The sequence below is a fragment of the Actinoplanes oblitus genome, assembly GCF_030252345.1.
GTDB classification, from domain to species: Bacteria; Actinomycetota; Actinomycetes; order Mycobacteriales; family Micromonosporaceae; genus Actinoplanes; species Actinoplanes oblitus.
Window position 1 is genome coordinate 6311565 of sequence record NZ_CP126980.1, and the last position, 24329, is coordinate 6335893.

26 protein-coding genes are annotated in these 24329 nt (G+C 72.3%); 16 read left to right on the forward strand and 10 right to left on the reverse strand.

The features are described from left to right. Positions 1-29: 29 nt before the first annotated feature. A complete protein-coding gene (locus Actob_RS28440; protein WP_284914910.1) occupies positions 30-1016 on the forward strand; it encodes a hypothetical protein in 987 nt (328 codons plus the stop codon). Positions 1017-1081: 65 nt separating this feature from the next. On the opposite strand, the gene Actob_RS28445 is transcribed toward Actob_RS28440, so the two are convergent. The 4 genes from Actob_RS28445 to Actob_RS28460 are packed head-to-tail and all read right to left on the reverse strand — an operon-like array spanning position 1082 to position 3515. After that, complete coding sequence (locus Actob_RS28445) at positions 1082-1462, reverse strand: RidA family protein (protein ID WP_284914911.1); 381 nt, start codon at positions 1460-1462, stop codon at positions 1082-1084. Beyond that, a complete protein-coding gene (locus tag Actob_RS28450; RefSeq protein WP_284914912.1) occupies positions 1405-2133 on the reverse strand; it encodes a phosphatase PAP2 family protein in 729 nt (242 codons plus the stop codon). The genes Actob_RS28445 and Actob_RS28450 overlap by 58 nt, the downstream gene beginning before the upstream one ends. Positions 2134-2142: 9 nt before the next feature. Then, complete coding sequence (locus Actob_RS28455) at positions 2143-2829, reverse strand: phosphatase PAP2 family protein (protein ID WP_284914913.1); 687 nt, start codon at positions 2827-2829, stop codon at positions 2143-2145. A 53-nt stretch (positions 2830-2882) separates the two neighbouring features. Then, on the reverse strand, positions 2883-3515 hold the full coding sequence (locus Actob_RS28460; RefSeq protein WP_284914914.1) for an NAD(P)H-dependent oxidoreductase: 633 nt from the start codon (positions 3513-3515) through the stop codon (positions 2883-2885). A 142-nt stretch (positions 3516-3657) separates the two neighbouring features. Between Actob_RS28460 and Actob_RS28465 the strand changes: the two genes are divergently transcribed. Together Actob_RS28465 and Actob_RS28470 are read left to right on the forward strand one after the other, a co-directional pair. After that, positions 3658-4221, forward strand: coding sequence for a MarR family winged helix-turn-helix transcriptional regulator (locus tag Actob_RS28465; protein WP_328518392.1), 564 nt, complete (start codon positions 3658-3660; stop codon positions 4219-4221). Between the two features lie 239 nt (positions 4222-4460). Further along, a complete protein-coding gene (locus Actob_RS28470; protein ID WP_284914915.1) occupies positions 4461-6089 on the forward strand; it encodes an acyl-CoA dehydrogenase family protein in 1629 nt (542 codons plus the stop codon). Between the two features lie 75 nt (positions 6090-6164). Here the strand turns inward: Actob_RS28470 and Actob_RS28475 are convergent, their stop codons facing one another. Continuing rightward, a complete protein-coding gene (locus Actob_RS28475; RefSeq protein ID WP_284914916.1) occupies positions 6165-7613 on the reverse strand; it encodes an ATP-binding protein in 1449 nt (482 codons plus the stop codon). Positions 7614-7872: 259 nt separating this feature from the next. Here Actob_RS28475 and Actob_RS28480 point away from each other — a divergent pair, with 259 nt between their 5' ends. The 4 genes from Actob_RS28480 (at position 7873) to Actob_RS28495 (ending at position 11741) form a co-directional block, all read left to right on the forward strand. After that, positions 7873-9330, forward strand: a complete 1458-nt coding sequence (locus Actob_RS28480) for a M28 family metallopeptidase (RefSeq protein WP_284914917.1) — start codon at positions 7873-7875, stop codon at positions 9328-9330. A 225-nt stretch (positions 9331-9555) separates the two neighbouring features. Then, positions 9556-10359, forward strand: a complete 804-nt coding sequence (locus Actob_RS28485) for a class I SAM-dependent methyltransferase (RefSeq protein ID WP_284914918.1) — start codon at positions 9556-9558, stop codon at positions 10357-10359. Positions 10360-10597: 238 nt separating this feature from the next. Further along, a complete protein-coding gene (locus Actob_RS28490) occupies positions 10598-11155 on the forward strand; it encodes a hypothetical protein (protein WP_284914919.1) in 558 nt (185 codons plus the stop codon). A gap of 187 nt (positions 11156-11342) precedes the next feature. Then, positions 11343-11741 carry an SRPBCC family protein gene (locus tag Actob_RS28495; RefSeq protein ID WP_284914920.1) on the forward strand — a complete coding sequence of 133 codons (399 nt, stop codon included), beginning with the start codon at positions 11343-11345 and terminating at the stop codon, positions 11739-11741. 9 nt (positions 11742-11750) lie between these two features. Here the strand turns inward: Actob_RS28495 and Actob_RS28500 are convergent, their stop codons facing one another. Continuing rightward, positions 11751-12287 (reverse strand): GNAT family N-acetyltransferase, encoded by a 537-nt coding sequence (locus Actob_RS28500; protein WP_284914921.1) that lies wholly within the window; start codon positions 12285-12287, stop codon positions 11751-11753. 60 nt (positions 12288-12347) lie between these two features. Continuing rightward, on the reverse strand, positions 12348-13274 hold the full coding sequence (locus Actob_RS28505) for a hypothetical protein (RefSeq protein ID WP_284914922.1): 927 nt from the start codon (positions 13272-13274) through the stop codon (positions 12348-12350). 314 nt (positions 13275-13588) lie between these two features. Here Actob_RS28505 and Actob_RS28510 point away from each other — a divergent pair, with 314 nt between their 5' ends. The 4 genes from Actob_RS28510 to Actob_RS28525 all read left to right on the forward strand — a co-directional run bounded on the left by Actob_RS28510 (position 13589) and on the right by Actob_RS28525 (position 16837). Continuing rightward, positions 13589-14035 (forward strand): hypothetical protein, encoded by a 447-nt coding sequence (locus Actob_RS28510; RefSeq protein WP_284914923.1) that lies wholly within the window; start codon positions 13589-13591, stop codon positions 14033-14035. A gap of 98 nt (positions 14036-14133) precedes the next feature. Further along, positions 14134-15621: a cellulase family glycosylhydrolase gene (locus Actob_RS28515; protein ID WP_284914924.1), complete on the forward strand. Its 1488-nt coding sequence runs from the start codon at positions 14134-14136 to the stop codon at positions 15619-15621. Positions 15622-15755: 134 nt separating this feature from the next. Continuing rightward, positions 15756-16112: an ArsR/SmtB family transcription factor gene (locus Actob_RS28520; RefSeq protein ID WP_284914925.1), complete on the forward strand. Its 357-nt coding sequence runs from the start codon at positions 15756-15758 to the stop codon at positions 16110-16112. Between the two features lie 92 nt (positions 16113-16204). Then, a complete protein-coding gene (locus Actob_RS28525; protein WP_284914926.1) occupies positions 16205-16837 on the forward strand; it encodes an SRPBCC family protein in 633 nt (210 codons plus the stop codon). An 85-nt stretch (positions 16838-16922) separates the two neighbouring features. Here the strand turns inward: Actob_RS28525 and Actob_RS28530 are convergent, their stop codons facing one another. After that, positions 16923-17789, reverse strand: a complete 867-nt coding sequence (locus Actob_RS28530) for an aminoglycoside phosphotransferase family protein (RefSeq protein WP_284914927.1) — start codon at positions 17787-17789, stop codon at positions 16923-16925. Between the two features lie 114 nt (positions 17790-17903). On the opposite strand from Actob_RS28530, the gene Actob_RS28535 reads away from it, so the two are divergent. Continuing rightward, entirely contained in the window at positions 17904-18251 is a 348-nt protein-coding gene (locus Actob_RS28535) for an MmcQ/YjbR family DNA-binding protein (RefSeq protein ID WP_284914928.1), read from the forward strand. 307 nt (positions 18252-18558) lie between these two features. Here the strand turns inward: Actob_RS28535 and Actob_RS28540 are convergent, their stop codons facing one another. Next, positions 18559-19164, reverse strand: coding sequence for a TetR/AcrR family transcriptional regulator (locus Actob_RS28540; protein ID WP_284914929.1), 606 nt, complete (start codon positions 19162-19164; stop codon positions 18559-18561). Between the two features lie 84 nt (positions 19165-19248). Between Actob_RS28540 and Actob_RS28545 the strand changes: the two genes are divergently transcribed. Further along, positions 19249-20286 carry an MBL fold metallo-hydrolase gene (locus tag Actob_RS28545; RefSeq protein WP_284914930.1) on the forward strand — a complete coding sequence of 346 codons (1038 nt, stop codon included), beginning with the start codon at positions 19249-19251 and terminating at the stop codon, positions 20284-20286. Between the two features lie 22 nt (positions 20287-20308). On the opposite strand, the gene Actob_RS28550 is transcribed toward Actob_RS28545, so the two are convergent. Then, positions 20309-21343 (reverse strand): ABC transporter substrate-binding protein, encoded by a 1035-nt coding sequence (locus tag Actob_RS28550; protein WP_284914931.1) that lies wholly within the window; start codon positions 21341-21343, stop codon positions 20309-20311. A 131-nt stretch (positions 21344-21474) separates the two neighbouring features. Here Actob_RS28550 and Actob_RS28555 point away from each other — a divergent pair, with 131 nt between their 5' ends. The 3 genes from Actob_RS28555 to Actob_RS28565 all read left to right on the forward strand — a co-directional run bounded on the left by Actob_RS28555 (position 21475) and on the right by Actob_RS28565 (position 24307). After that, entirely contained in the window at positions 21475-22464 is a 990-nt protein-coding gene (locus Actob_RS28555) for a FecCD family ABC transporter permease (RefSeq protein WP_407653721.1), read from the forward strand. Further along, the gene (locus Actob_RS28560; protein WP_284914933.1) at positions 22461-23453 is read left to right on the forward strand and encodes a FecCD family ABC transporter permease; all 993 of its coding nucleotides are present in this window, start codon (positions 22461-22463) and stop codon (positions 23451-23453) included. Before Actob_RS28555 ends, Actob_RS28560 begins: the two co-directional genes overlap by 4 nt. 65 nt (positions 23454-23518) lie before the next feature. Beyond that, positions 23519-24307 (forward strand): ABC transporter ATP-binding protein, encoded by a 789-nt coding sequence (locus tag Actob_RS28565; protein WP_407653722.1) that lies wholly within the window; start codon positions 23519-23521, stop codon positions 24305-24307. The last annotated feature ends 22 nt before the right edge of the window (positions 24308-24329 follow it).

The following is a 24329-nucleotide window of genomic DNA, read 5'->3' on the forward strand; positions in this document are numbered from 1 at the left end:
CCGAATTGAGCAGAATGACGGAGATGTGGATGAGGGAGCGGATGGCCTGGGCCTGCGTCGCCGCCGGCGGGGCGCTGACGTTCAGCCTCGAGGCGTTCGGCAGGCCACCGTTTCCCTATGCCGGGACGTTCACGGTCGGCCTGCTCACGGCGTACGCGAACAGCGGCGCCGCCGTCTGGACCCGGCAGCGGCGCTGGACCGCGGCGGGCCTGACTCTGCTCACCGGTGCCGTCGCCGCTGCCGAATCCGGTGCCACCGGCGACCTCGCGTCGGTCACCACCCCGAGTGCGGCCCTGCTCTGGGTGATCGGACGGTTCCTGCTGCTCGCGGGCACCTTGGCGCTCGCCGCCGGCCTGCTCTGGCACAGCGGCCTGCCGGAACGCCGGGAGCGCCTGCTCCCGGCTCTGCTCTTCGCCCTGCTGGTGCTGCTGGCCGGTGTGAAGGCGACCGAGATCGACCGGCTTCCGAGCCTCGCCGACAGCGCGATGATCCACCTCTCGCTGGTCGTCGTGGTGATGTTCGCCCTGGGCGCGACGGGTGTCGCGGTGAACGCGGCGCTCGCCGGTCCGCGCCGGCTCGTCGTCGCCGGCCTCGGTCTGCTGCCGGTGGCGACGCTGCTGGCCGGCGCCCTGCTCACCGTCGACGCCGATCCACTGTTCACCGGGTCCACCGGGTCCGCGTACTCGGTGTTCTCCGGCCCGGCCCAGGAGCAGCGGCTCGGCACGGATGCGGCCCTCGACGCGGCTCTGCGCGAGGACATCGTCCGCAATCTGCAGGCGAATGTCCGGGCGGCGTCCCAGGAAGCAGTCCTCTATGCCGAGGCGACGACGACCAGCACCGAGGTTCCCGGGCCCGGTGAGGGGCCGGGGCCGGCTCTCGCCCGCACCCCGGATCTCACCGACCACGGCGACACCTGGCTCGCGTTCCAGGTGGCGTTCCTGCTCGCCGGTCTGGCGGCGATCGTCACCGCGATCTTCCCGCCCGCGCGCGGGGAGCCGCTGCCCCGGCTGGACTGAGCCTCCGTCCGCAGGCCACCCCGCCGGCGAGCCGTGCCCGCTATGCGGCCCGACCCGCCGTCCGGCTAGATCGCGGCGACAGCCTCGACCTCGATCAGGAACTCCGGGCGGAACAGGCCGGCCACCCGGATCAGAGTGCTGGTCGGCGGGGCGGCGACGTTCACGAACTCGTCCCGCACCGCCCGGACCACCGGCAGCTCGTCGGTGTCCACCACGTAGAAGGTCAGTTTCACCACGTCCGCCCAGCCCGCGCCGGCCTGGGCGAGCGCGGCGCCGAGATTGCGGAACACCTGGCGGGTCTGCGCCTCCCAGCCCTCCGGCACGGTCCCGTCCGGACCCGCCGCGACCTGGCCCGAGGTCCAGATCAGCCGGCTGCCCTCGTGGATGGTCACGACGTTGCTGTACCCGTTCGGCGTCGGTTCGCCGGGGAAGTCGAAGGGGACCATGAACCCACCTTAGAGATCTTCCAGGGCACGCGTGGGTCCAGGACGCCACGGGCCATCACGAACAGGCACAGCGACGCGTTCACAAAGGACGACATCACGTCACTCGGGTGGTGCATGCCCCGGTACAGCCGGGCGGTGGCGACCGCCAGCGGCACCAGCACCAGCAGCCAGCACAGCGCCTTCAGCCAGCGGGGGCGGGCCAGCAGGGCGAGCACGATCGCCAGTCCGACGTAGAGCGCGAACGCCGCCGAGGTGTGCCCGGACGGGAAGCTGGAGGTCGGCGGCGACGGGTCGAGGCGATGCACGTCCGGTCGCGGCCTGTCGATCACCAGCGTGGTGAAGAAGAACACCACCGCCTGCGCGGTGACCGCGAGGCAGAGGAAGATCGCCTCCCGCCACCGGTGCAGCGTCAGCCGCAGCACCACCGCCACGACAGCGGTCACCGCGATGATCGACGAGGTGTTCCCGACACCGCTGAAGAAGCCGGAGACTCCGGTACGGTCCGGGGTGCGCGCGTCCTCGAACGCGCGGTTGACGCCGTCCTCCACGGTGAACGGCCAGCTGTGCGACAGCACGTGGGTGAGCAGCAGGCCCAGCCCGATCAGCAGGAGCAGGATCCCGGCGACCGGCAGCACCACCCGTTTGAAGCCCTGAGCGACGAATGTGGACACCGCCGCCTTCTACCCGATCGCGCGCTCCCGCACACGCCGTCCCTGAAATACCGTCACGGTGATCGCTGGAACCGCGACCCCGAGCAGCAGCCCGGCCACCACGTCACTGGTCCAGTGCACCCCGAGCGCCACCCTGCTGTAGGCGGTGATCACCGGAAGCAGCACCCCCGCCGCGCAGAGCGCCAGCCGTCTCCCCCGCCCGCCCGCGCGCGGCAGCAGGACCAGCAGGAACACCGCCGCCCCGAGCGCCGCGTTCAGCGCGTGCCCGGAGGGGAAGGAGAAGCCGGTGGCCCGGGCCACCGGATCGAGCAGGTCCGGCCGATGCCGGCCGAAGAGCAGTTTGAGTACGCCACCCAGCGCGCCACCGGCGGCCATCGTCGCCGCCACCCACCAGGCGAGCACGACTTCGTTACGCCGCGCCAGCCAGATCGCCAGCACCAGCGCCGCGAGCCGCCAGCTGTTCGGATGGAAGGCGAGACTCCACCAGTCCATCGCCTCCACCCAGCCGGGATGCCCGACCGCGTAGACGTGCAGCGCATCGGTCACGTCGTTGTCGAGCTCCCGCAGCTCGCCGGATTTGCCCAGCACCAGCGCGGCGATCACGCCGAACGGCACCAGCAGCGCGACTGCCGCGCCCGCCGCCTCGGTGGTCCGCACCCCGAGGGAGATCTCCCGCCCCTTCCACATGCGCCGCATATACCCAGCGTCCCCGCCGCGATGCGCGACGGGGACGAACTGGCGGGGTGCGGTCAGCGAGCGGCGAGGGCCCGGCCGGCCTCGGCCGCCGCGGCGTGCGCGGCCTCCTGCATCGCGGCAGCGGTCTCCTTGAACGAGTCGAGCGCCGGGTTCACGCCGACCAGGGTGAACTCCCGCTCGATCAGGGTCAGGTCGGCACCCCAGATGTCGGCGACGACGCGACGCAGGTAGGCGGTGTTGTGGTCCCAGCCGTCGCGCGGCGTGCCCGGCCCGTACGCACCACCGCGGGTGGTGACCAGGATGACCGGCTTGCCGTCGAGCAGCTTCTCCCCCAGGGTGCCACCGGCCATGGCCAGGTCGAACCAGATCTTGACGTGCTGGGAGACGCCGTAGTTGTAGAACGGCAGGGCGAGGATCGCGCCGTCCGAGTCCCGCAGCTCGGCGGCCAGCTCGTTGGCCAGCGCGAGGGCCCGGCTCTGCGCGTCGGTGCGGTCGGCCTCGGGGAGCCAGCTGGCCTGGACCGCGTGCTGCCAGGCGTCCGAGGGCAGCGGCTGGTTGCCGATGTGCCGACGGACGATCTTGGTGTCCGGCGCCGTCTCGAGCCAGGCGGCCTCGGCGATGTCGGCCAGCGCGCTGCTCGCGGACTGCGGACCCTGGATGCTGGCGTCGATGCGAAGAATGCTCATCGGTACTGCTCCCGTTGCTTTCGGACTTGAACCGTCAACTCAAGGTAGGCCGCCATGACTTGAATCGTCAAGTTGTCGAGGTTGACCATTCAAGTCAGCAGGATCACCGGCTGGGTTGAGGATTCAAGCTAAAGTTGTCGCCATGAAGACCGAGGAGCCGGCGACCGGCGAGCCGGCGGCCACCGGGCCGGCGGCAGCCGCGGCGTCGACGGCCGCCGAGCCGCACTGGCTCGACCCCGAGGAGACGGCCACCTGGCTGGCCATGATCAAGATGATCACCCGGCTCCCGGCCGCCCTCGACGCCGACCTCCAGCACAGCTCCGGCCTGTCCTTCTTCGAGTACCAGGTGCTGGCCGGCCTCTCCATGCAGCCGGACCGCCGCCACCGGATGAGCGACCTGGCCGAGTTCAGCGCCTGCTCGCTGTCCCGGCTGTCGCACACCGCCCGCCGCCTGGAGTCCAAGGGCTGGCTCTACCGGGAGCCCGACCCCACCGACGGGCGGTACACGCTCGCGGTGCTCACCGAGGCCGGCTGGGACAAGGTGGTGGCCACCGCTCCCGGGCACGTCGCCGGGGTGCGCCGGCTGCTGATCGACGCGCTCACCCAGACGCAGTACAAGCAGTTGCGCCAGATCAGCGAGCGGGTCAACGACGCGATCGGCAACGAGCCCTGCACCGGCGCGCACGCCAAGCCGACGGTCTGCTGAGCCGGGCGCCTCCCGCCGTACCGTGAAGCGGCGGATCGCCGGCAACGGCGGACCGTGCGCCGGGCCTCGCCTCGCACCCGGCCGGACTCCGGAACACGGCCGGGGACAGCTCGGCGCCGAACTTCCCGCGGTCGCCCGGATTCTCGATCTGGCCGATGGCGTTCGGCACCCGGTCACGACCTCACGTCAGGCACTTCGCGGACCCGCCGTTCGCGGTTACCGTGCAGTAAGGTGCGGGCGTGACCCACGAGGTGTTCAATCAGCCGCCGCCCCTGATCGGTTACGACGTCGCCGCCGATGCCGCCCTGACCGAGGCCCTGGACCGCGAGGGCGCCGGCTGGGCCGCCGACGATCTGCACAAGCTGGGCCTGCGGGCGGGCAGCGAGCAGACCCAGCGCTGGGCCGACGAGGCGAACCGGCACGAGCCCCGCCTGCTCCCGGTCGACCGCTACGGTCACCGCCTCGACGAGGTCGACTTCCACCCGTCCTGGCACCGCCTGATGGACGTGGCGGTCGGCGAGGGCCTGGCCGGCGCCGCGTGGGCCGACCCGCGGCCGGGCGCGCACGTCGCCCGGGCGGCCGGCTTCTTCGTCTGGGCGCAGCCGGAGGCCGGGCACGGCTGCCCGATCTCGATGACCTACGCGGTGATCCCGGCGCTGCGCAACGACCCGGTGCTGGCCGCGCGGTTCGAGCCGCTGCTGACCAGCCGCTCCTACGACCCGGGCCTGCGTGTCCCCGCCGACAAGCGCGGCCTGCTCGCCGGGATGGGCATGACGGAGAAGCAGGGCGGCTCGGACGTCCGGGCCAACACGACGACTGCCGTCTTCTCGGCGGAGACCGGCACCTGGCTGCTGACCGGTCACAAATGGTTCACCAGCGCGCCGATGTGCGACCTCTTCCTGGTGCTGGCGCAGGCGCCGGGCGGGCTCTCCTGCTTCCTGGTGCCGCGCATCCTGCCGGACGGCACCCGCAACACGTTCCGCATCCAGCGGCTCAAGGACAAGCTCGGCAACCGCAGCAACGCCTCCAGCGAGCCGGAGTTCGACAACACCGTGGCCTGGCTGGTCGGCGGTGAGGGCCAGGGCGTCCGGACGATCATCGAGATGGTGTCGATGACCCGGCTGGACTGCGTCACCGGCTCCGCGTCCGGGATGCGCGCCGCCCTGGTGCAGGCGATCCACCACGCCAGGCACCGCGCGGCGTTCGGCGGCCCGCTGATCGGCAAACCGGCGATGCGCAACGTGCTCGCCGATCTGGCGATCGAGTCGGAGGCGGCGACCGCCCTGGCCATGCGGCTGGCCGGCTCGGTCGACCGGGCAATCCGCGGCGACCAGGGCGAGCAGGCGTTCCGCCGGCTGGCCATCCCGGTCGGCAAGTTCTGGGTGTGCAAGCGGCAGCCGGCAGTGGTCGGCGAGGCACTGGAGTGCCTGGGCGGCAACGGTTACGTGGAGGACTCCGGGCTGCCCCGGCTCTATCGGGACGCGCCGCTCAACTCGATCTGGGAGGGCTCCGGCAACGTGCAGGCGCTCGACGTGCTGCGCGCCCTGCACCGGTCGCCGGACAGCCTGGAGGCGTTCTTCACCGAGGTGGGCGCCGCCGCCGGCGCCGACCGGCATCTCGACGAGGCGGTGCGCGGGCTGCGCGACCAGCTCGCCGATCGCAGCGATCCCGAGGTACGCGCCCGTCGCACCGTCGAGCGGATGGCCACCGTGCTGCAGGGTTCGCTGCTGGTCCGGCACGCACCGGCCGCCGTCGCCGACGCGTTCTGCGCGAGCCGGCTCGGCGGGGACTGGGGCTACACGTTCGGCACCCTGCCAGCCGGGGTGGACACCGCGGCGATCATCGAACGGGCTGCGCCACGCGGCTGATCCGCCGGGCTGGGCGCACGGGTGATCCGTGAGGCAGCCCTGATCCGCGCCGGTGCCGCGGACCCGCCCGCCAGGTCAGAAGCCGCCGCGTAGCGAGCGCACCTCGGCGAGCAGCTCCTGCTGGGAGATCGGCTCGACCAGGCCGCCGGTCCGGGCGTCCTGCATCGCCTTGGTCATCTGCACCCGGCGCAGCACCTCCTTGATGTCCGCGCCGGTCATCCCGGTGCTGGCCACCCCGAGGGCGGCCAGGTCGAGGTCGTCGGCGAACATCCGGAACCCGGGCGTCTCGTGCGCCGCGACCAGACCGTGGATCATCTTCCGGAAGATCTCCGCGCGGCTCGCCTCGTCCGGTTTCGGCACGCTCAGCTTGACGTCGAAGCGGCCGGACCGGATCAGCGACTCGTCCACCCGGTGCGGGAAGTTCGTGGTGGCCACCACTATCACGTTCGGGTTCTCCTCGATCAGGTCGTTCATCTCCTGCTTGAAGATCCCGGCGACCGCGTTGAGCGCCTGGCTGGCCGCGTCGCCACCGGCCCCGGCGTAGCTGACGATCGAGTCGAACTCGTCGAACAGCATCAGCGTCGGCACCCGGTAGCGCCGGGCGTCGCGGAAGATCTGCTTGATGTTGCGCTCCGAGCCGCCGAGCCACTTGTCCAGGATCTCCGGGGTGCGGATCTCCCGGAAGTCGGCGCCGATCTCGTTCGCCAGGGCACGGGAGAGCATGGTCTTGCCGGTGCCGGGCGGGCCGTACATCAGGATGCCCTGCGGGCGGCGGGCACCCCAGCGGGCCATCGCCTCCGGGTGCCGGAACGACACCGCGATCTGCCGCAGCTCGGCGACGATCTCGGCCAGCCCGCCGACCATGTCCAGGGTGACCCCCTCGGTGGTGACCGGGGCCGGTGGCGGGGTGGCCTCCCGGCTGAACACGTACCGCCTGCCGCGCAGCGCGTCCGGCCCGGCCAGCTCGGTCACCGCCTGCAGGGTCAGCGTCACGAAGGCCCGCAGGTGGTTCGCCGTCACCTCGTCGCGCGGCACCTCGGCCCGCAGCCGCACCACGTCGCCGTCGTCCTCCCTGGCAACATCGGCCTGCAGGCCGACCCCCGCGTCCGCGAGAACTCCCGGTTCGCGCGCCGCCGCCGGGCCCGCCGTCTTGTCGAAACCCAGTTTCCGGTACGCCGCGGCCGCTGCCGTGCCGACGCCGTCGACGAACCGGGTGGCCACCGGGTCACCCTCGGCGATCCGCTTGGACAGCAGCATGCCGATCGGGTCGCGCCCGAGCACCAGCTTGCGCACCCGCTCGGTGGTCATCTCCTCCGCGCCGGCGTGGATCCGGGCGATGAACACGTGCACCGCGCCGGCCGGCCCGTCGACGCTGGACACTGTGATGTCCACCCGCTGGATCGGGAGCGGCCACCGCGGGCCGTGCACCAGCTCGACCGGGTTCACCCGGGCCGCGGCCAGGACGGTGTTCGCGTCGATCAGTTCCACCGTGGCACCGGCGTACTCGAAGATCTCGCCGCCCATAACGTTTCCTCCGCTTTCGGATTTTCCCCTTACCGGCTTTTCCCAGAGTGACACGTCAGCGCTTCCACCCCGGCATTCACGTCAGTTAATCTGCGAACGCTGATCACCCTCGATGCCGTGGGCGCAGCCGGCGACCCCGGCGGCAGCTCACGGCCGTCGCGATCGTCGAATGTGGAGGAACTCCGTGCGTAAACGCATGATCGCCGTTCCACTCGCCGCCGCTCTGGTAATCACCCAGATGCCTCAGCCGGCATCAGCGGTGGATGAGATCAACACGAAGAAACTGCGCGACGCGGTCACCGTCTCCGGCATCCTCGGGCACGAACGCGTGCTCCAGCGGATCGCCACCCAGAACGGCGGGACCCGGGCCTCCGGCACGCCAGGTTTCGCGGCCAGCGCCGCGTACGTCTCCAGCGTGCTGAAGAAGGCCGGCTACCGGGTCACCGAGCAGAAGTTCACCTTCCCGTTCTACCGGGAGCTCGCCCCGGCCCAGCTCGACCAGGTCACACCGACCGCGACGACCTACCAGACGGTCACCTACGACTACTCGGCCAGCGGCAACGTCACCGGCCGGGTGGTGCCGGCGCTCAACAACGTCCTGCCGCCCACCCCGACCCCCAGCTCCACCGCCGGCTGCGCGCCCACCGACTTCGCGCCGGCCTCGGCCACCGCGCCGGAGGTCGCGCTGATCCAGCGCGGTGGCTGCGACTTCGCGGTGAAGGCCGCGAACGCGGCGGCCGCCGGGTACGACGCGGCGATCATCTTCAACGAGGGCCAGCCGGGCCGGACCGACCTGTTCACCGGCACGCTCGGCGGGCCGGGCACGATCCCGGTGGTCGGGCTGAGCTTCGCCGACGGCAGCGCGCTCGCGACGCAGGCCGCGGCCGGCACCGTGACGGTCCACGTGCAGACCAGCACCGAGGTCAACGCGGCCGCCTCGACCAGCAACATCATCGCGGACAGCCCGGGCGGCGACCCGAACCGGGTGCTGGTCGTCGGCAGCCACCTGGACTCGGTGGTGGCCGGGCCGGGCATCAACGACGACGGCAGCGGCACGGCCCAGGACCTGGAGATCGCCGTCCAGATGGCGAAGCTGAAGATCAAGCCGCGGCAGAAGGTGCGGTTCGCCTTCTGGGGCGCCGAGGAGGCCGGCCTGCTGGGCTCCGAGTACTACGTGGCGCACCTGAGCGACACCGAGCTCACCAAGATCTACGCCAACCTGAACTTCGACATGGTCGCCTCGCCGAACTACGTCAGGTTCGTCTACGACGGGGACGGCTCGGCCACCGGCACCTCCGGCCCGTACGGCTCCGACCAGATCGAGACCCTGTTCACCAAGTACTTCGCCAACCAGGGCCTGGCCACCGACCCGACCGCGTTCGACGGGCGCAGCGACTACGGGCCGTTCATCCTGGCCGGGATCCCGGCGGGTGGCCTGTTCAGCGGCGCCGAGGGCGAGAAGACGCCGGAGCAGGCAGCGGTCTACGGCGGCACCGCCGGTGCGCCGTACGACTCGTGCTACCACCAGGCCTGCGACGACATCAACAACCTGAACCCGAAGGCCCTGTCCGAGCTGAGCGACGGTGCCGCGCACGCGGTGCTGACCCTGGCCCTGACCAAGACCGGCTTCTACCCGGACGGCAGCCTGCGTGCCGCGGCCCGCGCCGCCGCCGCGTCGAAGCGGCTCCCGTTCAAGGGCGACCACGCCCTGCGCTGATCCACCGGCCCGGCCCGGCCCGGCCCCGCTCCGGCGGTGGCCGGGCCGCGGCACCTCGCCCGCCGCCCTGATCGCCGTCCCGGCGGGCCTCGGATCCGCCTCGGCCAGGTCCGTCCGGCGAGCGCGTCGCGGGCCGCGGGAGCATGCGCCCCGCGGACATCGCCGTACCGAAAAGGGCCCGAAATAGGGTCGCCGAGCGGCGACGCGGCCCGCGAGGATTCCGGAATGGATCAAGCGACGCACGAGATCGTCACCTTCTACCAGGACCGCTACGAGGAAGCGACCCGGCTGCACCGGCGCCCGCAGTCCCGGCTGGAGCGGATACGCACCCTCGAACTGCTGCGCGAGCTGCTGCCGGCGGCTCCCGCGAAGGTCCTCGACGTCGGCGGTGGCCCCGGCGCCTACGCGCGCGAACTGCTCGCCGACGGCTACCGGGTGCGCCTGGTCGACCTCGTCCCCGGTCACGTGGCGCAGGCGCGGGCCGGCGACCCGCCCGTCGACGCGGTCGTCGGGGATGCCCGGGAGCTGCCCGAACCGGACGACTCGCAGGACGCCACGCTGCTCCTCGGACCGCTCTACCACCTGCACGAACCCGCCGACCGGGTGCGCGCTCTGCGCGAGGCGATCCGGGTGACCCGGCCCGGTGGCCCGATCCTGGCCGCGGCGATCAGCCGCTTCGCCGGTCCGATCGACATGCTGGCCACCGCCCGCTTCGGCGACCACGTGCTGCGCGACGCCGAACGCCTGCTCACCAACGGTGCCAACGACGCCTCCATCGGCTTCACCCACGCCTACTTCCACCACGTCGCCGAGCTGACGGCGGAATGCCACGAAGCCGGCCTCACCGACGTCGTGGTCCACGGCGTCGAGGGCCCGGGCTGGTCGGCTGCCGAGGCGGCGCTGCCCGGCCCGCACGCCGAGGCCACCTTCGAGGGCGCGCTACGCCTGGCCCGCTTGTTCAGCACCGAGCCCGAGCTGGTCCCGGCCAGCGCCCACCTCCTGGTCGCCGCCACCACCCCGGCCCGCTGACCACTCACGATCCGCACCACCCCCGGTCCGCCGCTTTCCGGTACGCCGCCCGCCGCGCGCCCCGGGTACCGGCCAGCACTCGCGATCCGCAGTACTTCGGCAGCCGTCCGGGAGGGCTCCAGGCGTACCGGAAATGGGTGGGAATGGGAAAAGCGTGCCGTGCGGGAAGCGGCCGCCCGGGGGAAGTCATCACCGTCGGAGGATTCCGGGTGGGTGGGTTCGGTGGGAGGATGCGGCCATGCACGTTGTGTTCGTCCGCGGTGCTACCGGATCGACAGTGGCGACCGTGCACCGGGCTGACGGCGTCTCGTTGCAGCTTCCCGGGTACGACCGCAAGCACAAGGTTCCGCACGATCTCGCGCACTACGCCACGGAACGCGCGCTGGAGATGTCCGGTGGTGTGTTCGGCGCGATCGCCGGTGGCGGGGTCTTCAGCAACATGCGGGTGGTCGGCGGCAAGCCACGCCATGACGCGGCGGCGCGCAGCAAGCGGCTCCTGGACGCGCATCGGGACACGCTGACGATGGCGGAGCTGCTGGCCGGGGTGGTGCACCGGGCGGTCGAGGACGGGAGCGCCGACAAGACGCCGGCGATGGTCCGGGACGCGTGGCGCAGCCTCGGCACCGGGCCGTTCCCGTGGACCGACGACCATGTCGAGGACGCGGTCCGGCTCCTGACCGAGCTGACCGTCGAGTGGCAGGCGCGGGGAACCGTGCGGGTCACCTGGCCGGAACACCTGACCGCGCCGCTGCCCGCGTCGGGCGGGATCAGACGGGGCCGCCGCGGCCGCACCTGACCTCCCGCCACCGCCCACGCGAGAACGAGCACGGCCGCACCATCGGACCCGCGCGAGAACAGGCACGGACCCACCATCGGACCCGCGCGAGAACGAGCACGGCCGCACCATCGGACCCGCGCGACCACGAGGACCGCCGCGCCGCGATCCGGGTCACCGCCGGGAGTTCGCGTGGCATGATGCGTCGATGGCCACCGAGTCCCGGCATGTGACCGAGCACATCGATCGACCGGCCCGGGTGGTGTACGCATACGCCGCCGACCCGGCCAACCTCGCGCACTGGGCACCCGGCCTGGGCAGCTCGGTGCGCCTCGAGGACGGCCGCTGGCTGGTCGACGTGCCGGGCGGCGGAGCGGCCGAGGTGGTCTTCGTCCCGCGCAACGACTTCGGGGTTCTCGACCACGAGGTGCTGCTGCCCGGCGGCGGGATCGTCCACGTCCCGTTCCGGGTGCTGGCCGACGGGGAGCACGCCGAGGTGGTGTTCACCGTCCGGCGGGCCGCCGGGATGACCGACGAGGAGTTCGACAGGGACGCCGCGGCGGTCGCCGCCGACCTGGCCAGGCTCAAACGGATCCTGGAGGGCTGACGCCCCGGGTCAGCCGAGCTGCTGCTCCAGGACCTGACCCGGCCACGGCTCGCGGCCGGGCTGCGGGACGGTGAACTGCTGGGTGGGGGTGAAACCCTGGCGTTCGTAGTACCGGACCAGTGCCCGGTCGTCCCCGGCGTAACAGTCGACGCGCAGCAGCCCGGCGCCCGAGGCCACCGCGAGCCGTCGGGCGTACGCCAGCAGCCGGCGGCCGAGGCCCTGGCCGGCGTACTCCCGGTCGGTCACCAGCAGCACGACGTAGAGCTCCGGCTCCGGGGCCGGGTCCACGTAGGACGGCGGCTGGCCGATGCCGAGCGCGCCGACCACGTCCTCCCCGCGGACCGCCAGGTGCAGGCCACCGTCGGCGGCGATCCCGGAGATGAGCGTGGTGAGCCGGCGGCTCTCGGACAGCGGCGCGGTACCCCACTGGCCGGGCCGGCCGCGGGCGGTCAGCCACCGCACCGCCCCGTCGAGCAGATCCATCACGGCCGGTACGTCATCGGAGTCCCCCGGCCGAATGTCTGTCCACTCTGTACCGTCGCTCATCTGAAACATTCTGCCGCACGACTCGGGCCAACCGGAGAAACGGTCCACCCGCGATTCTCATCAGGCGCAGTCGTCGCCGATGTCCAGCGGATGCTCCGGCTTCGCCAGCTGGTCGGGGTCCTCGGTGTCCGGCAGCGCGGTGCCCCCGATGCCCTTCGGCGTCGGCGCCAGCAGCCCCTTCTTCCCCGCGGCACAGTCGACCCAGGCACTGTAGGACCGGGTCGCGCCGACCCACATCCCGCGATCGCTCCGCCGCACCGTCTCGTCCTGCACGAAGTTCCAGTCGACCTGGTCGTGCTCGACGGCGAGCGGCCGGTAGGCGAACTCGCCCTGGAACGCGTAGACCCAGACGAAGTTGGTGGTCACCCGCAGGACTCGGGTGCGGCCGTCCATCACCGACTCGTAGGTGACCCGCCCACTGACCCGCGGCTCGTTCCGCGGATCCAGCTTGACCGCCGGGTCGATCCAGGTCAGTACGTTGGTGAAGGTCTTGTCGCGCACCGACTTCTCGAATCGGGCACGCGCGCCCGGGGCCAGCAACCGCAGGAACCCGCTCGTCCGATGGTCGACGATCATGTCGTGGTCCAGCCGGGCGAGGATCAGCGCGGTCCGGACCTTGGCGAGCGCCACGGCGACCTCGGCCGCGCTGAACCCGGTGACCGCCTTGGCCGGCGGCAGGGTGATCCCGGCCGCCCCGATCGGATAGTGCGCCGCGGCCGTGCCCTCGAACGGGCTGGTCGGCGCGGCGCTGGTGGTAGTGGTCGCGGTGACGCCGTCCGGCACGCCCGGTCGCGCGGCCGGGGTGTCGTCGTCGCTGAGCGCCCACCGCACCGCCGGGACCACCGCGGCGATCAGCACGGCCGCCAGGAGCAGCGGAATCAGGTGGCGGAGCAGCCGGACCCGGCGCCCCCACCGCACCTTGCGCTCGGTCTTGCGCGCCCAGTCCTGGAGCTGCGCGATCGGATCGCTCTCGTCGTGCTGATTCATCCGTGTGGTCCCCGCGTCCCGCGTTCATCCGAGCGAGATCAGTATGAACCAGCCATCGATCTTGCGGAATGCGTGCGCACCGGGCCGCCACGTCCGGCCCGCCCCGGGCCGGCGCGCCGGCCACCCGACGGTGGCCGATTTCGCCCCGGCCGATCCGGTCGACATCACCGTTGGTGATCACGCGGCGGCGGCCCGGCTGTCCGGAAGCGAGCTGTCCGGCCACCACGACGCGACCCGCCCACGCCCGGAGCCCACCCCCGCCGAATAATCTACATAGGGCTTGACCCGCCGGTATCCACGTCTACCGTTTGGTTATGAGCGACGAGGAGTTCATCCACACGGCCCTCGTCGTGGCGTTCACGGCGGCACCGGGGCACCCCCGCGGCCTCCAGCACGCCATTGACGAGATCTACCGGCTGTTACATGAGGCCCCACCAGGGCATCCCGACCTGGTGATCGGGTGGGGGGTCCTCTTCGATCTGCTCCAGGAGCGCGCCGAGCACACCGGCGCGCTCGGCGACTGGGACGCGCTGGTCGACGCGGCCGGCTGCATGGTGCTGGTGGCCGAGCCCGGCACCGAGCTGGCGGTGCGCGCCCGGCGGCGGCGGTGGCAGGCGCTGCTGCTGCGTCACCAGGCCACCCGGGACCCGGCCGATCTCCGGGACGCCAAGGTGGCAGCGACGGCGGTGGCCCTGGCGGCCGCCGAGGTCCCCCGCTCTCCGCATCAGCCGCGGCCGCGCCGGCCGTGGCGATGTGATTGATCCACCACCCGTGTTTACACGTACCTAGGGGCGGGTTACAGTCGTCACCCGTTATGGGAGCGCTCCCAAATCCCCCTCCCCCCGAAGGTGACGCAGCGTTGAAGCGTAGTGTAAAGACCATCCTGGCCGCGGCGTTCGCCGCGGCCGCCGTTTCCGCTGTGGCGTTCTTCGCGCTGCCGGCGAGCGCCGAAGCGGCCTCGTTCACGGTGACGAACTCGTGGAACTCGGGATACCAGGGCGAGATCACGGTCAGCAACCCGTCCTCCTCGAAGATCGACAGGTGGAAGGTCGAGCTCACCCTCCCGGCCGGGTCGACGATCGGTCAGTCCTGGAACACCACCCTCGCCGCTTCGGGCCAGACCTTCACCTTCACCCCGGCCGGCTGGAACGCCTCGATCGCCGGGGGCGCCGCGACGAGCTTCGGCTTCATCGTCAACGGCACCGGCCGCCCGACGGCGTGCACCGTCAACGGGCAGGCGTGCACCGGGCTGACCGGCACGCCGGCCACCAGCTCGCCGGCCGCGACGCCGGGCACCGCGACCCCCACCGCGACGACCGCGTCGCCCACCGTGTCGCCGACCACCTCGCCGAAGCCGAGCACCGCGTCGCCGACCGCGACCACCGCGTCGCCCACGCCGACCAGGACCGCGACGGGCGGCACCCCGCTGGCCGTCAACGGGCAGCTCAAGGTCTGCGGCGTCAACCTGTGCAACGCGGCCGGCAAGAAGATCCAGCTGCGCGGCGTGAGCAGCCACGGCATCCACTGGTTCCCCAGCTGCTACACCGGCGCGGCACTGGACGCCCTCGCCACCGACTGGAACGCCGACCTGTTCCGGATCGCGATGTACGTGCAGGAGGGCGGCTACGAGTCCGACCCGAGCGGCTTGACCGGCAAGGTGAACAGCCTGGTCGACCAGGCCGAGGCGCGCGGCATGTACGCCCTGATCGACTTCCACGTCCTCAACCCCGGTGACCCGAGCTTCAACCTCGGCCGGGCCAAGGAGTTCTTCGCCAAGGTGGCCGCCCGCAACGCGGACAAGAAGAACGTGATCTACGAGATCGCCAACGAGCCGAACGGCGTCAGCTGGGCCACCATCAAGAGCTACGCCGAGCAGGTCATCCCGGTGATCCGGGCGAACGACCCGGACGGCATCGTGGTGGTCGGCACCCGCGGCTGGTCCTCGCTGGGCGTCTCCGAGGGCTCGTCGTCCGCCGAGATCGTCAGCAACCCGGTGAACGCGTCGAACGTGATGTACGCGTTCCACTTCTACGCGGCGTCGCACCGGGACGACTACCGGGCCGAGGTGCAGAAGGCGGCCGCCTCGCTGCCGCTGTTCGTCACCGAGTTCGGCACGGTCAGCGCCAGCGGCGACGGCGCTGTCGACACGGCCGGCACCACCGCCTGGCTCGACCTGCTCGACAAGCTGAAGATCAGTTACGCCAACTGGAACTTCGGCGACAAGAGCGAGGGCAGCTCGATCCTGAAGCCCGGCGCCTGCTCCGCCGGCACCTTCGCCGGCACCGCTCCGCTCACCGCGTCGGGCCAGCTGATCCGCTCCCGGATCCGCACCGCCGACGACTTCTGATCTCTGGTCCGCCCTCCCCTGCGTGCGGACCACTCGAACCGGGCCGGGACCCTACCCCGGCCCGGTTTTCGGGTTCCAGGGCGAAGCGCATAAAAATTCAGCCTTATATAAGTATCTAGTGATAGGCTCACGCCGTGCATGCGTTCGATGTGCTTGGGGACCCGGTGCGGCGTCGCATCCTGGAGTTGCTCGCCGACGGCGAGCAGTCGTCCGGCGCGGTGACCACGGTGATCCGTGCCGAGTTCGGCATCTCCCAGCCCGCCGTGTCGCAGCATCTCAAGGTGCTGCGGGACAACGGTTTCGCCACCGTCCGGCCGGACGGCGCCCGGCGGCTCTACACGGTCGACGACACCGCGCTGCGCGAGGCGGACGCGTGGCTGAGCCGGTTCCGCCGGTTCTGGACGCCGCACCTCGCCGCGATGGCCACCGAGGTCGCCCGCGGCAAGAGACTGCGGCGCCTGGCCGCATCCGACGAGACCCGGCCCGGCTAGCGGCCGCATGCGGCACGACCCGGCCCGGCCGGTGGCCGCTTCGGTGAACCCGGCCGCATCCGATGGCTTCAGGAGCAGCGAAGGAGCAGCGAATGATCGACGTGACCGAGCAGATCAACAACGTCCGGCGGACCCTCGGCGACAGGATCCTGGAGGCCGGTGCGGCCCGGGTGCTGACCATCAGCCAGGTCTACGACACCGACCTCGACGACATGTGGGACGTGGTGTCGAACCCGGAACGCATCGCCCGCTGGTTCCTGCCGGTCTCCGGTGACCTGCGCGAGGGCGGGAAGTACCAGTTCGAGGGCCAGGCCGGCGGCACCATCACCCGCTGCGACAAGCCGCTGTCGGTCGCCGCCACCTGGGAGTTCGGCGGGCAGGTCAGCTGGGTCGAGGTCCGCCTCACGCCGGAGGGCGACGGGCGCACCCGGTTCGAGCTGGAGCACACCGCGCCGATCGACGAGCACTGGGACAGGTTCGGGCCGGGCGCGGTCGGGATCGGCTGGGACATGGCCGTCTGGGGCCTGGCCAACCACCTCGCCGCGCCGGACGTCCCGCTCGACAAGGACGCCGCGATGGCGTGGATGGTGTCCGCCGACGGCAAGCGGTTCATGAAGCTCAGCAGCGACGCGTGGGCAGCCGCCGACCTGGCTCTCGGCACCGACCCGGCCGATGTGGACAGGCGGGCCGCGGCGACGTTCGCCGCTTACACGGCGACGGAATAGGACCGATTCACGGTACGCCGGTCCGCCGTGCGCCGGCCCGGCCTCCCGTCCCGCACCGGCCGGCGCGTCCCTCGCCGGGCGGCGCTCACTCGTCGCCGAGCAGCGCGTCCAGCACCACCCGGTCGTCGGTGATCGCGGCCTTCCACACCGCCCAGCCCCGGCCCCGCGCCCAGGTCCCCGGGTCCACGGCCAGCCGCTCGCGGAAGACGCGGCGGCTGGCCGGCGGCAGGAAGGTCCACGCGATCACCAGGTCGCACGCCGGATCGCCGACCCCGGACGTGCCGAAGTCGATCACCGCGCTCAGCTTCCCGTCCCGGACCAGCAGGTTGCCGGGCGCCACGTCGCCGTGGAACCAGACCGGCTTCCCGGTCCACCTCGCGGCCAGCGCCTCCGCCCAGATCGCCAGCAGCCGGTCGCCGTCGGGAAAGCCGGGAGCGGCCGACCGCATCTGGGCGTCATAGGTGCGCAGCGGGCCGCCGCGAAACCAGTTGTGCTGGCCGGGCGGCGGCCCGCCGGCGGCGTCGATCTGCTGCAGCGCGAGGAGGAAGTCGGCGATCGCCACAGCGAAGGCATCGGTGTCGGCGATCGTCGCGGTGGCGGCCGGCTCCCCGTCGAGCCAGCGGTAGACCGACCACGGGTGCGGGTAGTCCGCCGACGGCAGCCCCTCGGCGAGCGGGGCCGGGATCGGCAGCGGCAACTGCCGGGCCAGGACGGGTAGCCAGCGCTGCTCCTTGGCGACGGCACCGGCGTACTCCCCGGCGCTGGGCAGCCGGACCAGCATCTCGTCGCCCAGGTGGAAGGTGCGGTTGTCCCAGCCGGGGGTGGCGACCTCGCGCACCGGGAGGCCGGCCCACTCCGGGAACTGCGTGGCGACCAGCCGGCGCACCAGCTCCGCGGCGATCGGCGGGCGGTGCGGGACGGGTCCCAGGTCGAACTCCGTTTCGTCGCTCATCGGGCCACCCCACCGGCCCCGCCGGCACCGGGCAAGCGATTTTCCTGGCGGCGGGCCCGGCGCCCGGCGCGCGGTGGGTTGCCCCGGCGGGCGCGATGGCGTATCCACTGCGTCATGGACGGGGATGAACTGTTGCGGCACTGTCTCGCCAAGCCGGGCGCCTGGCGGGACGAACCATGGGAGAACGACGTCGTGGTCAAGGTCGGCCCGAAGATCTTCGCCTTTCTCGGGAGCACCGGCACCACCGTCGGCGTGAAGTGCGGCAAGGGCCGTGACCTGGCCGACGAGTGGCTGGTCCGGTACCCGGAGGACGCCACCGCCAGCGCCTACATCGGCCGGCACGGCTGGAACACACTCCGGCTGCGGGGCGCCATCCCGGCCGACGAGATCCGCGAGGCCGTCGACGCCTCCTACGAGGCGGTGGTGGCTTCCCTCCCCAAGAAGGATCGCCCCACCGGTTGACCCCACGCCCGCGCCGCCGTCGACGAGCCACCCGGGCTGGCCCCCACGGTGGTCTCAACGGCCCGGAGAGGGCCATGAGCACCAGCCGGGACCGGCGGCGCGCCGCGGTCGTGGGTCGGACGGGCCTCGCGGCCGGTGCACGAACCGGCCCGGCGGCGCGTCGCCGCCGTGAGCGGCAGCGGCCTCGCGGCCGTGCGCACGGACTCGGCCCGGCGGTGCGTCGCGGTCGTGAGCCGGGACCACAGCGCGCGTAGCCACGGGAGGGGCAGCTGCGGTTGCGGGAGGGCGAGATCGTACGAAATCGGGGTTATCGGGGGGAAGCCGAGACGAGGACGAAGTCCACCAGGGCGCGGGCGTAGTCGTCGGCGCCGGCGGCCACCTGGTCGCGGAGGTGGGGCGGGGTGGCCAGGACGTGGTTCATCACGCCGCCGCAGACGCAGTCCAGCAGGAGGGTGACGCTGGTCTCCGGGGGGAGTTCGCCGCGGGCGATGGCCCGGCGGACGATGGCTCGGGCGGCCAGGACCTGGGACTCCTGGAGGCGGTGCAGGTGGTCGCGGACTTCCGGGACCCGCTGCGCGTCGATGCGCAGCTGGAGGGCGGCCCGGCCGGACTCGCCCAGGTAGGAGCGCTGGACCTGGCGGGCGAGGCTGATCAGGTCGGCGCGCACCGAACCGGTATCGATGTCCTCGATGCCGTTCAGCCGGGCGGCCAGCGCGGCGGCCAGCAGGGCTTCCTTGTTGGGCCAGCGGAGGTAGATGGAGGCCTTGCCGACGCCGGCCCGGCGGGCGACGGTGTCGATGGTGAAGCGGTGCCAGCCGTTCTCGCCGAAGACCTCGGCGGCGGCTCGGGTGATGCGCTCGTCGACCTCCGGGTCGCGGGGGCGCCCGACCGGGCCTTGTGGGGTTGGTGACATCGGGCGGGCTCCCGTTGCTGGACGGATCTTGGCCAGTATAGGGTCGGCTTCCTAGACCAAAGTCGTCTAGGAAATGGGGTTCGGATGGCACCGGTGACCCGTGCGGCCGGCGACGAGATCGTCGTGACCGGTGTCGCTCAGCGTGAGGCGTGGCGGGCCCGGGTCCTGCCGCCGGTGGAGCGGCTGGCCGGGGGCATCTGGTCGGTGCCGGTGCCGATCCCGCACAATCCGCTGCGCTACACGCTGTCCTACCTGATCCCCGGCGACGACGGCCTGGTCGTCGTCGATCCCGGCTGGGCCAGCGACGAGGGCTGGGCCGCGCTGCGGGCCGGTCTGGTCGCGGCCGGCGCCACCCAGGCCGACGTGCTCGGCGTGGTGGTCACCCACGTGCACGCGGACCACCACGGCCTGTCCCGAGCGCTGCAGGAGTCCGGCGCCTGGGTGGCCATGCACCCGGCCGAGCGCGACGCGCTGAATCCGAGCGGCTCGCCGGCCGACTGGCTGCGGGCGCACCACGTGCCGGAGGAGGAGATCGCGGCGCTGGCCGGCACCATCGGCAAGCACCGGATGACCGCCGCGGCCCAGCCGGACGTGCTGCTCGACGACGGCGACCCGATCCCGCTGGCCGGGCGCACGGTGACCACCGTGTGGACCCCGGGGCACACGCCCGGCCACATCTGCCTGCTGGAGCCGGCCGCCGGCGTGCTGCTGACCGGCGACCACCTGCTGCCCCGGATCAGTCCGAACATCGGCTTGCAGCGTCCCGGGTCCTCCCCGCTGGAGTCCTTTCTGGAGTCGCTGGAGCGGGTCGCGGCCTACGACGAGCTGGAGGCGTTCCCGGCGCACGAGTACCGGTTCCGCGGCATCGGCACCCGGGCCCGGCAGCTGCGCGCCCACCACGACGAGCGCTGCGCGGAGATCGTCGCGGCCGTCGAGCGGCTGGAGCGGCCGACCATCTGGCAGGTCGCGGCGAGCCTGACCTGGTCCCGCCGGTGGGAGGAGATCGGGCCGATGCGGGTCGGCGCGGTCGCCGAGACCATGGCCCACGTGCGCTACCTGGCCGATCTCGGCGCCCTGCACTGGTCGGGCGAGTTCGTGACGCGGTCCGCCGCCCGCGCCTGACGCGAGCGGCGGTTCCCGGCCGTCAGGCGAGCTTCTTGGACTTCTTGATCGCGGTGGTGATCGCCTCGATCAGCGGCGCCGCGTGGTGCCAGGAGTAGATCGGCACGGCCTGCCACGGGAAGACCTGGTTGGCCTTGACGGCGGGCAGCGCGTTCCAGGCCGGCTTGCTGGCCAGGTCCTTCGGCTGCATGATGCCGGGACGGGCGTCCAGGAAGATGATGTCCGCCTGGTACTTGTCGGCGTTCTCCCAGCTCAGCGTCTCGAAGTAGTCGGCACCCTTGACCTCGGGCATGACCAGGTCGACGCCGAGCTCCTTGAAGTACATCAGGTCGGAGCTGACCGCGGCGCTGGAGACGTAGAAGACGTCAGCGGCACCGGAGCCGAACAGCACCTTGATCCCGCCGGACGCCTTGGCCGCGGCGGTCAGGTCGGCGGCCGCCTTCTCGAAGCGGGCCTTGGCCTCGGTGACCTTCGGCGCGCCGAGGTCGGCGCCCAGCGACTTGGCCAGCTCGGCGTACCGCTCGATCGGCTTGTTCAGCGGGACCCGCCCGACGTTGATCAAGGCGTTCGACGGGGCGACGGCGAGCACCTTGTCCTTGGACTCGTCCGGCACGTACCAGTAGGCCCCCGGGTCGAACATGTGGGTGACCAGCAGGTCCGGGGTGAGCGCGGCGTACTTCTCCACGGAGAACTGGCCCCACGCGTTGCCGACGATCTGGACCTTGTTGATGTCCAGGTCACCGGCCTGCGCCTCGGCGGTGCCGTCGGCCTTCTTGGTCTCGCCGAAGACGCCCACGATCTTGTCCTGCAGGCCCAGGTCGGCCAGCGCGGCGGCGGTGCCGGTGAAGGCGACGATCCTCGACGGGGTCTTGCCGGCCGTCAGCTCCTTCGGCTGGTCGTCGGTGAACGTCCAGGGACCGGCAGCGGCGGCGGAGGTGGCCGGCGAGGACGCGTCGTCCTTCTTGCCGCCACACGCGCTCAGCACGGCGCCCAGGGTAGCGGCGCCGCCGGCGGCGAGCAGGCCACGACGGGACAGGGGAAGGGAGGAATAAGACATGTTCACATCTTTCGCAAGGCAACACACCGGTCGCTCGACCGCGTGAATGGTTAGGCTAACCTAACGAACCGAACGCGCGTCAACAGGATGCACCGGCAGCCGACGGGAGCCCCACACTGTCCACCATCGACATCCGCCCCGGCCGGCGGGTCAGCGCCCGGCCGGCCGGGCTGCTGATCGCGGTCGCGGTGCTCGCCGCCGTGCTGGTCCTCGGGATCGGCTCCGGCGCGCGGTTCCTGTCCCCCGGCGAGGTCTGGGCCGGGCTGGTGGACACCGGTTCGCCGTACTACCGGATCGTCCACGAGATGCGGCTGCCGCGTACGCTGCTCGGCCTGGTCGTCGGCCTGGCCCTGGGCCTGGCCGGCGCGATCATGCAGGCCCTGACCCGCAACCCGCTCGCCGACCCCGGCCTGCTCGGCATCAACGCCGGTGCCTCGGCGGCGGTGGCCAGCGCTGCCGCGTTCCTCGGGATCGGCACCTTCGGCGGCTGGGTGTGGTTCGCGCTGGGCGGTGCGGCGGTCGTCACCGCGCTGGTCTACGCGGTCGGCGGCGGCCGCGCGGCCACCCCGGCCCGGCTGGCGCTGGCCGGCGCCGCGCTGAACGCCGCGCTCTACGGCTACGTGAGCGCGGTGACGCTGGCCGACACCGCGTCGATCGAGAAGATGCGGTTCTGGACTGTCGGCTCGCTGGCCAGCGCCGACTTCGCCACGCTGCGCCTGGTCACCCCGTTCATCCTGGCCGGCGTGCTGATCGCGCTGGCCACCGCCCGCCCGCTGAACGCGCTGTCGCTCGGCGACGACGCCGCCCGCGCGCTCGGCGCCCGGCCCGGCGTGATCCGCGGCCTGGTGATCGTCGCGGTCACCCTGCTCTGCGGCGCGGCCACCGCGGCGTGCGGCCCGATCGTCTTCGTCGGCCTGCTCATCCCGCACCTGGTCCGCCCGCTCACCGGTCCCGACCTGCGCTGGCTGCTGCCGTACACGATGGTGCTCGCGCCGGTGCTGCTGGTCGGTGCCGACGTGCTCGGCCGGGTCCTCGGCAGCCCCGGCGAACTGCAGGTCGGCGTGGTCACCGCGGTCCTCGGCGGTCCCCTGTTCCTCTACCTCGTGCGAGTAGCGAAATGATCACCACCCGGCCCCGCGCCGCACTGGTCGGCGGTGGCGCGCTGCTCGCCATGGCCGCCGTCGCGGTGCTCACCCTGGGCACCGGCGACTTCCCGATCGCCCCCGGCGACGTGGTCAAGGCCCTGGCCGGCCAGGGCGACGCGGCACAGACGTTCATCGTCAACGAGCTGCGCCTGCCCCGGGTGATCACCGCGATCCTGGTCGGCCTGGCCCTGGCCGCCGCCGGCGCGGTCTTCCAGTCGGTCACCCGCAACCCGCTGGGCAGCCCGGACATCCTCGGCATCACCAGCGGCGCCGGCGCGGCGGCGCTGACCGTGGTGATCCTCGGCGGCAGCAGCACCCAGCTCTCGCTCGCCGCGGTGGCCGGCGGCGTCGGCACCGCGCTGGTGATCCAGCTGATCGGCGGGCGCCGCGGGCTGCGCGGTCACCGGTTCATCCTGATCGGCATCGGGATGACGGCCGTCCTCAACGGGATCGTCGGCTACCTGCTGACCAAGGGCGTGCGGATGGAGAGCGCGCGGGCGATGCTCTGGCTGACCGGCAGCTTCGACGGCCGCGGCTGGGAGGAGGCGCTGCCGCTGCTGGTGGTGCTGCTGATCGCCGTACCGGTGCTGGTTCTGCTCTGCGGGCCGGGCCTGCGGATGCTGGAGATGGGTGACGACATCGCGGCCGCGCTCGGCGTCCCGGTCAACCGGCTGCGCAACGGCTCGCTGCTGCTGGCCGCCGTGGTGGTGGCGTTCGCCGCGGCAGCCGCCGGGCCGGTCAACTTCGTCGCGCTGATCGCGCCGAACATCGCCAAGCGCCTCACCCGCGCCCCCGGCCCGAACCTGCTGCCGTCGATGGCAGTCGGCGCGCTGCTCACCGTGGGCGCGGACTGGCTGGCCACGCACTCCGGCTATCCGATCCCGGTGGGGGTGGTCACCGGGCTGCTGGGCGGGGCGTACCTGGTCTGGCTGCTCACCACCGAGCGCCGGGCGGGCCGGATCTGATGAGCACGTCCGAAGATCACGCTGACCACAGGAGACCAGAGATGAGCCGACTGAGCGGCATCGGGATGACCCTCGCCTACGACAAGCGGGTCATCGCCGAGGAGCTGAGCGTCGAGATCCCGGACGGCTCGTTCACCGTGATCATCGGTCCCAACGCGTGCGGCAAGTCGACGCTGCTGCGGGCACTGTCCCGGCTGCTCAAGCCGGCGGCGGGGACGGTGCTGCTGGACGGGAACGACGTGCACTCGCTGCCCACGCGTACCGTCGCCAGGACGCTCGGGCTGCTGCCGCAGTCGTCGGCAGCGCCGGACGGGATCTCGGTGTCCGAGCTGGTCGCCCGGGGCCGGTACCCGCACCAGGGCATCCTGCGCCGGTGGTCGGCGGAGGACGAGCGGGTGGTCACCGAGTCGATGGCGGCCACCGGGGTGGCCGACCTGGCCGACCGGAACGTCGACGAACTCTCCGGCGGGCAGCGGCAGCGGGTGTGGATCGCGATGGCGCTGGCGCAGCAGACGCCGCTGCTGCTGCTGGACGAGCCGACCACGTTCCTGGACATCGCCCACCAGATCGAGGTGCTGGACCTGTGCGCCGACCTGCACGAGCGGCAGGGCCGGACGCTGGTCGCGGTGCTGCACGACCTGAACCAGGCGGCCCGCTACGCGACCCACCTGATCGCGATGCGCGGCGGGAAGGTGGCCGGCGCCGGACGACCGGCCGAGGTGCTCACCGCGACGCTGGTCGAGGAGGTCTTCGGGCTGCCCTGCCGGGTGATCGACGACCCGGAGACCGGGACGCCGCTGGTCGTTCCGGCCGCTCGCCGGCGTGCCGCCGAGGTCGCACCCGCCGGGGCGTAGGCCGTGTTCCGGAGTCCGGCCG

Excerpts from the sequence above, each read along its gene's own strand:
- Actob_RS28440 (WP_284914910.1), top strand. The coding sequence starts at position 30 with ATGAGGGAGCGGATGGCCTGGGCCTGCGTCGCCGCCGGCGGGGCGCTG.
- Actob_RS28445 (WP_284914911.1), bottom strand. The coding sequence starts at position 1,462 with ATGGTCCCCTTCGACTTCCCCGGCGAACCGACGCCGAACGGGTACAGC.
- Actob_RS28455 (WP_284914913.1), bottom strand. The coding sequence starts at position 2,829 with ATGCGGCGCATGTGGAAGGGGCGGGAGATCTCCCTCGGGGTGCGGACC.
- Actob_RS28460 (WP_284914914.1), bottom strand. The coding sequence starts at position 3,515 with ATGAGCATTCTTCGCATCGACGCCAGCATCCAGGGTCCGCAGTCCGCG.
- Actob_RS28465 (WP_328518392.1), top strand. The coding sequence starts at position 3,658 with ATGAAGACCGAGGAGCCGGCGACCGGCGAGCCGGCGGCCACCGGGCCG.
- Actob_RS28475 (WP_284914916.1), bottom strand. The coding sequence starts at position 7,613 with ATGGGCGGCGAGATCTTCGAGTACGCCGGTGCCACGGTGGAACTGATC.
- Actob_RS28485 (WP_284914918.1), top strand. The coding sequence starts at position 9,556 with ATGGATCAAGCGACGCACGAGATCGTCACCTTCTACCAGGACCGCTAC.
- Actob_RS28490 (WP_284914919.1), top strand. The coding sequence starts at position 10,598 with ATGCACGTTGTGTTCGTCCGCGGTGCTACCGGATCGACAGTGGCGACC.
- Actob_RS28495 (WP_284914920.1), top strand. The coding sequence starts at position 11,343 with ATGGCCACCGAGTCCCGGCATGTGACCGAGCACATCGATCGACCGGCC.
- Actob_RS28500 (WP_284914921.1), bottom strand. The coding sequence starts at position 12,287 with ATGAGCGACGGTACAGAGTGGACAGACATTCGGCCGGGGGACTCCGAT.
- Actob_RS28505 (WP_284914922.1), bottom strand. The coding sequence starts at position 13,274 with ATGAATCAGCACGACGAGAGCGATCCGATCGCGCAGCTCCAGGACTGG.
- Actob_RS28510 (WP_284914923.1), top strand. The coding sequence starts at position 13,589 with ATGAGCGACGAGGAGTTCATCCACACGGCCCTCGTCGTGGCGTTCACG.
- Actob_RS28525 (WP_284914926.1), top strand. The coding sequence starts at position 16,205 with ATGATCGACGTGACCGAGCAGATCAACAACGTCCGGCGGACCCTCGGC.
- Actob_RS28530 (WP_284914927.1), bottom strand. The coding sequence starts at position 17,789 with ATGAGCGACGAAACGGAGTTCGACCTGGGACCCGTCCCGCACCGCCCG.
- Actob_RS28535 (WP_284914928.1), top strand. The coding sequence starts at position 17,904 with ATGGACGGGGATGAACTGTTGCGGCACTGTCTCGCCAAGCCGGGCGCC.
- Actob_RS28540 (WP_284914929.1), bottom strand. The coding sequence starts at position 19,164 with ATGTCACCAACCCCACAAGGCCCGGTCGGGCGCCCCCGCGACCCGGAG.
- Actob_RS28545 (WP_284914930.1), top strand. The coding sequence starts at position 19,249 with ATGGCACCGGTGACCCGTGCGGCCGGCGACGAGATCGTCGTGACCGGT.
- Actob_RS28550 (WP_284914931.1), bottom strand. The coding sequence starts at position 21,343 with ATGTCTTATTCCTCCCTTCCCCTGTCCCGTCGTGGCCTGCTCGCCGCC.
- Actob_RS28560 (WP_284914933.1), top strand. The coding sequence starts at position 22,461 with ATGATCACCACCCGGCCCCGCGCCGCACTGGTCGGCGGTGGCGCGCTG.
- Actob_RS28565 (WP_407653722.1), top strand. The coding sequence starts at position 23,519 with ATGACCCTCGCCTACGACAAGCGGGTCATCGCCGAGGAGCTGAGCGTC.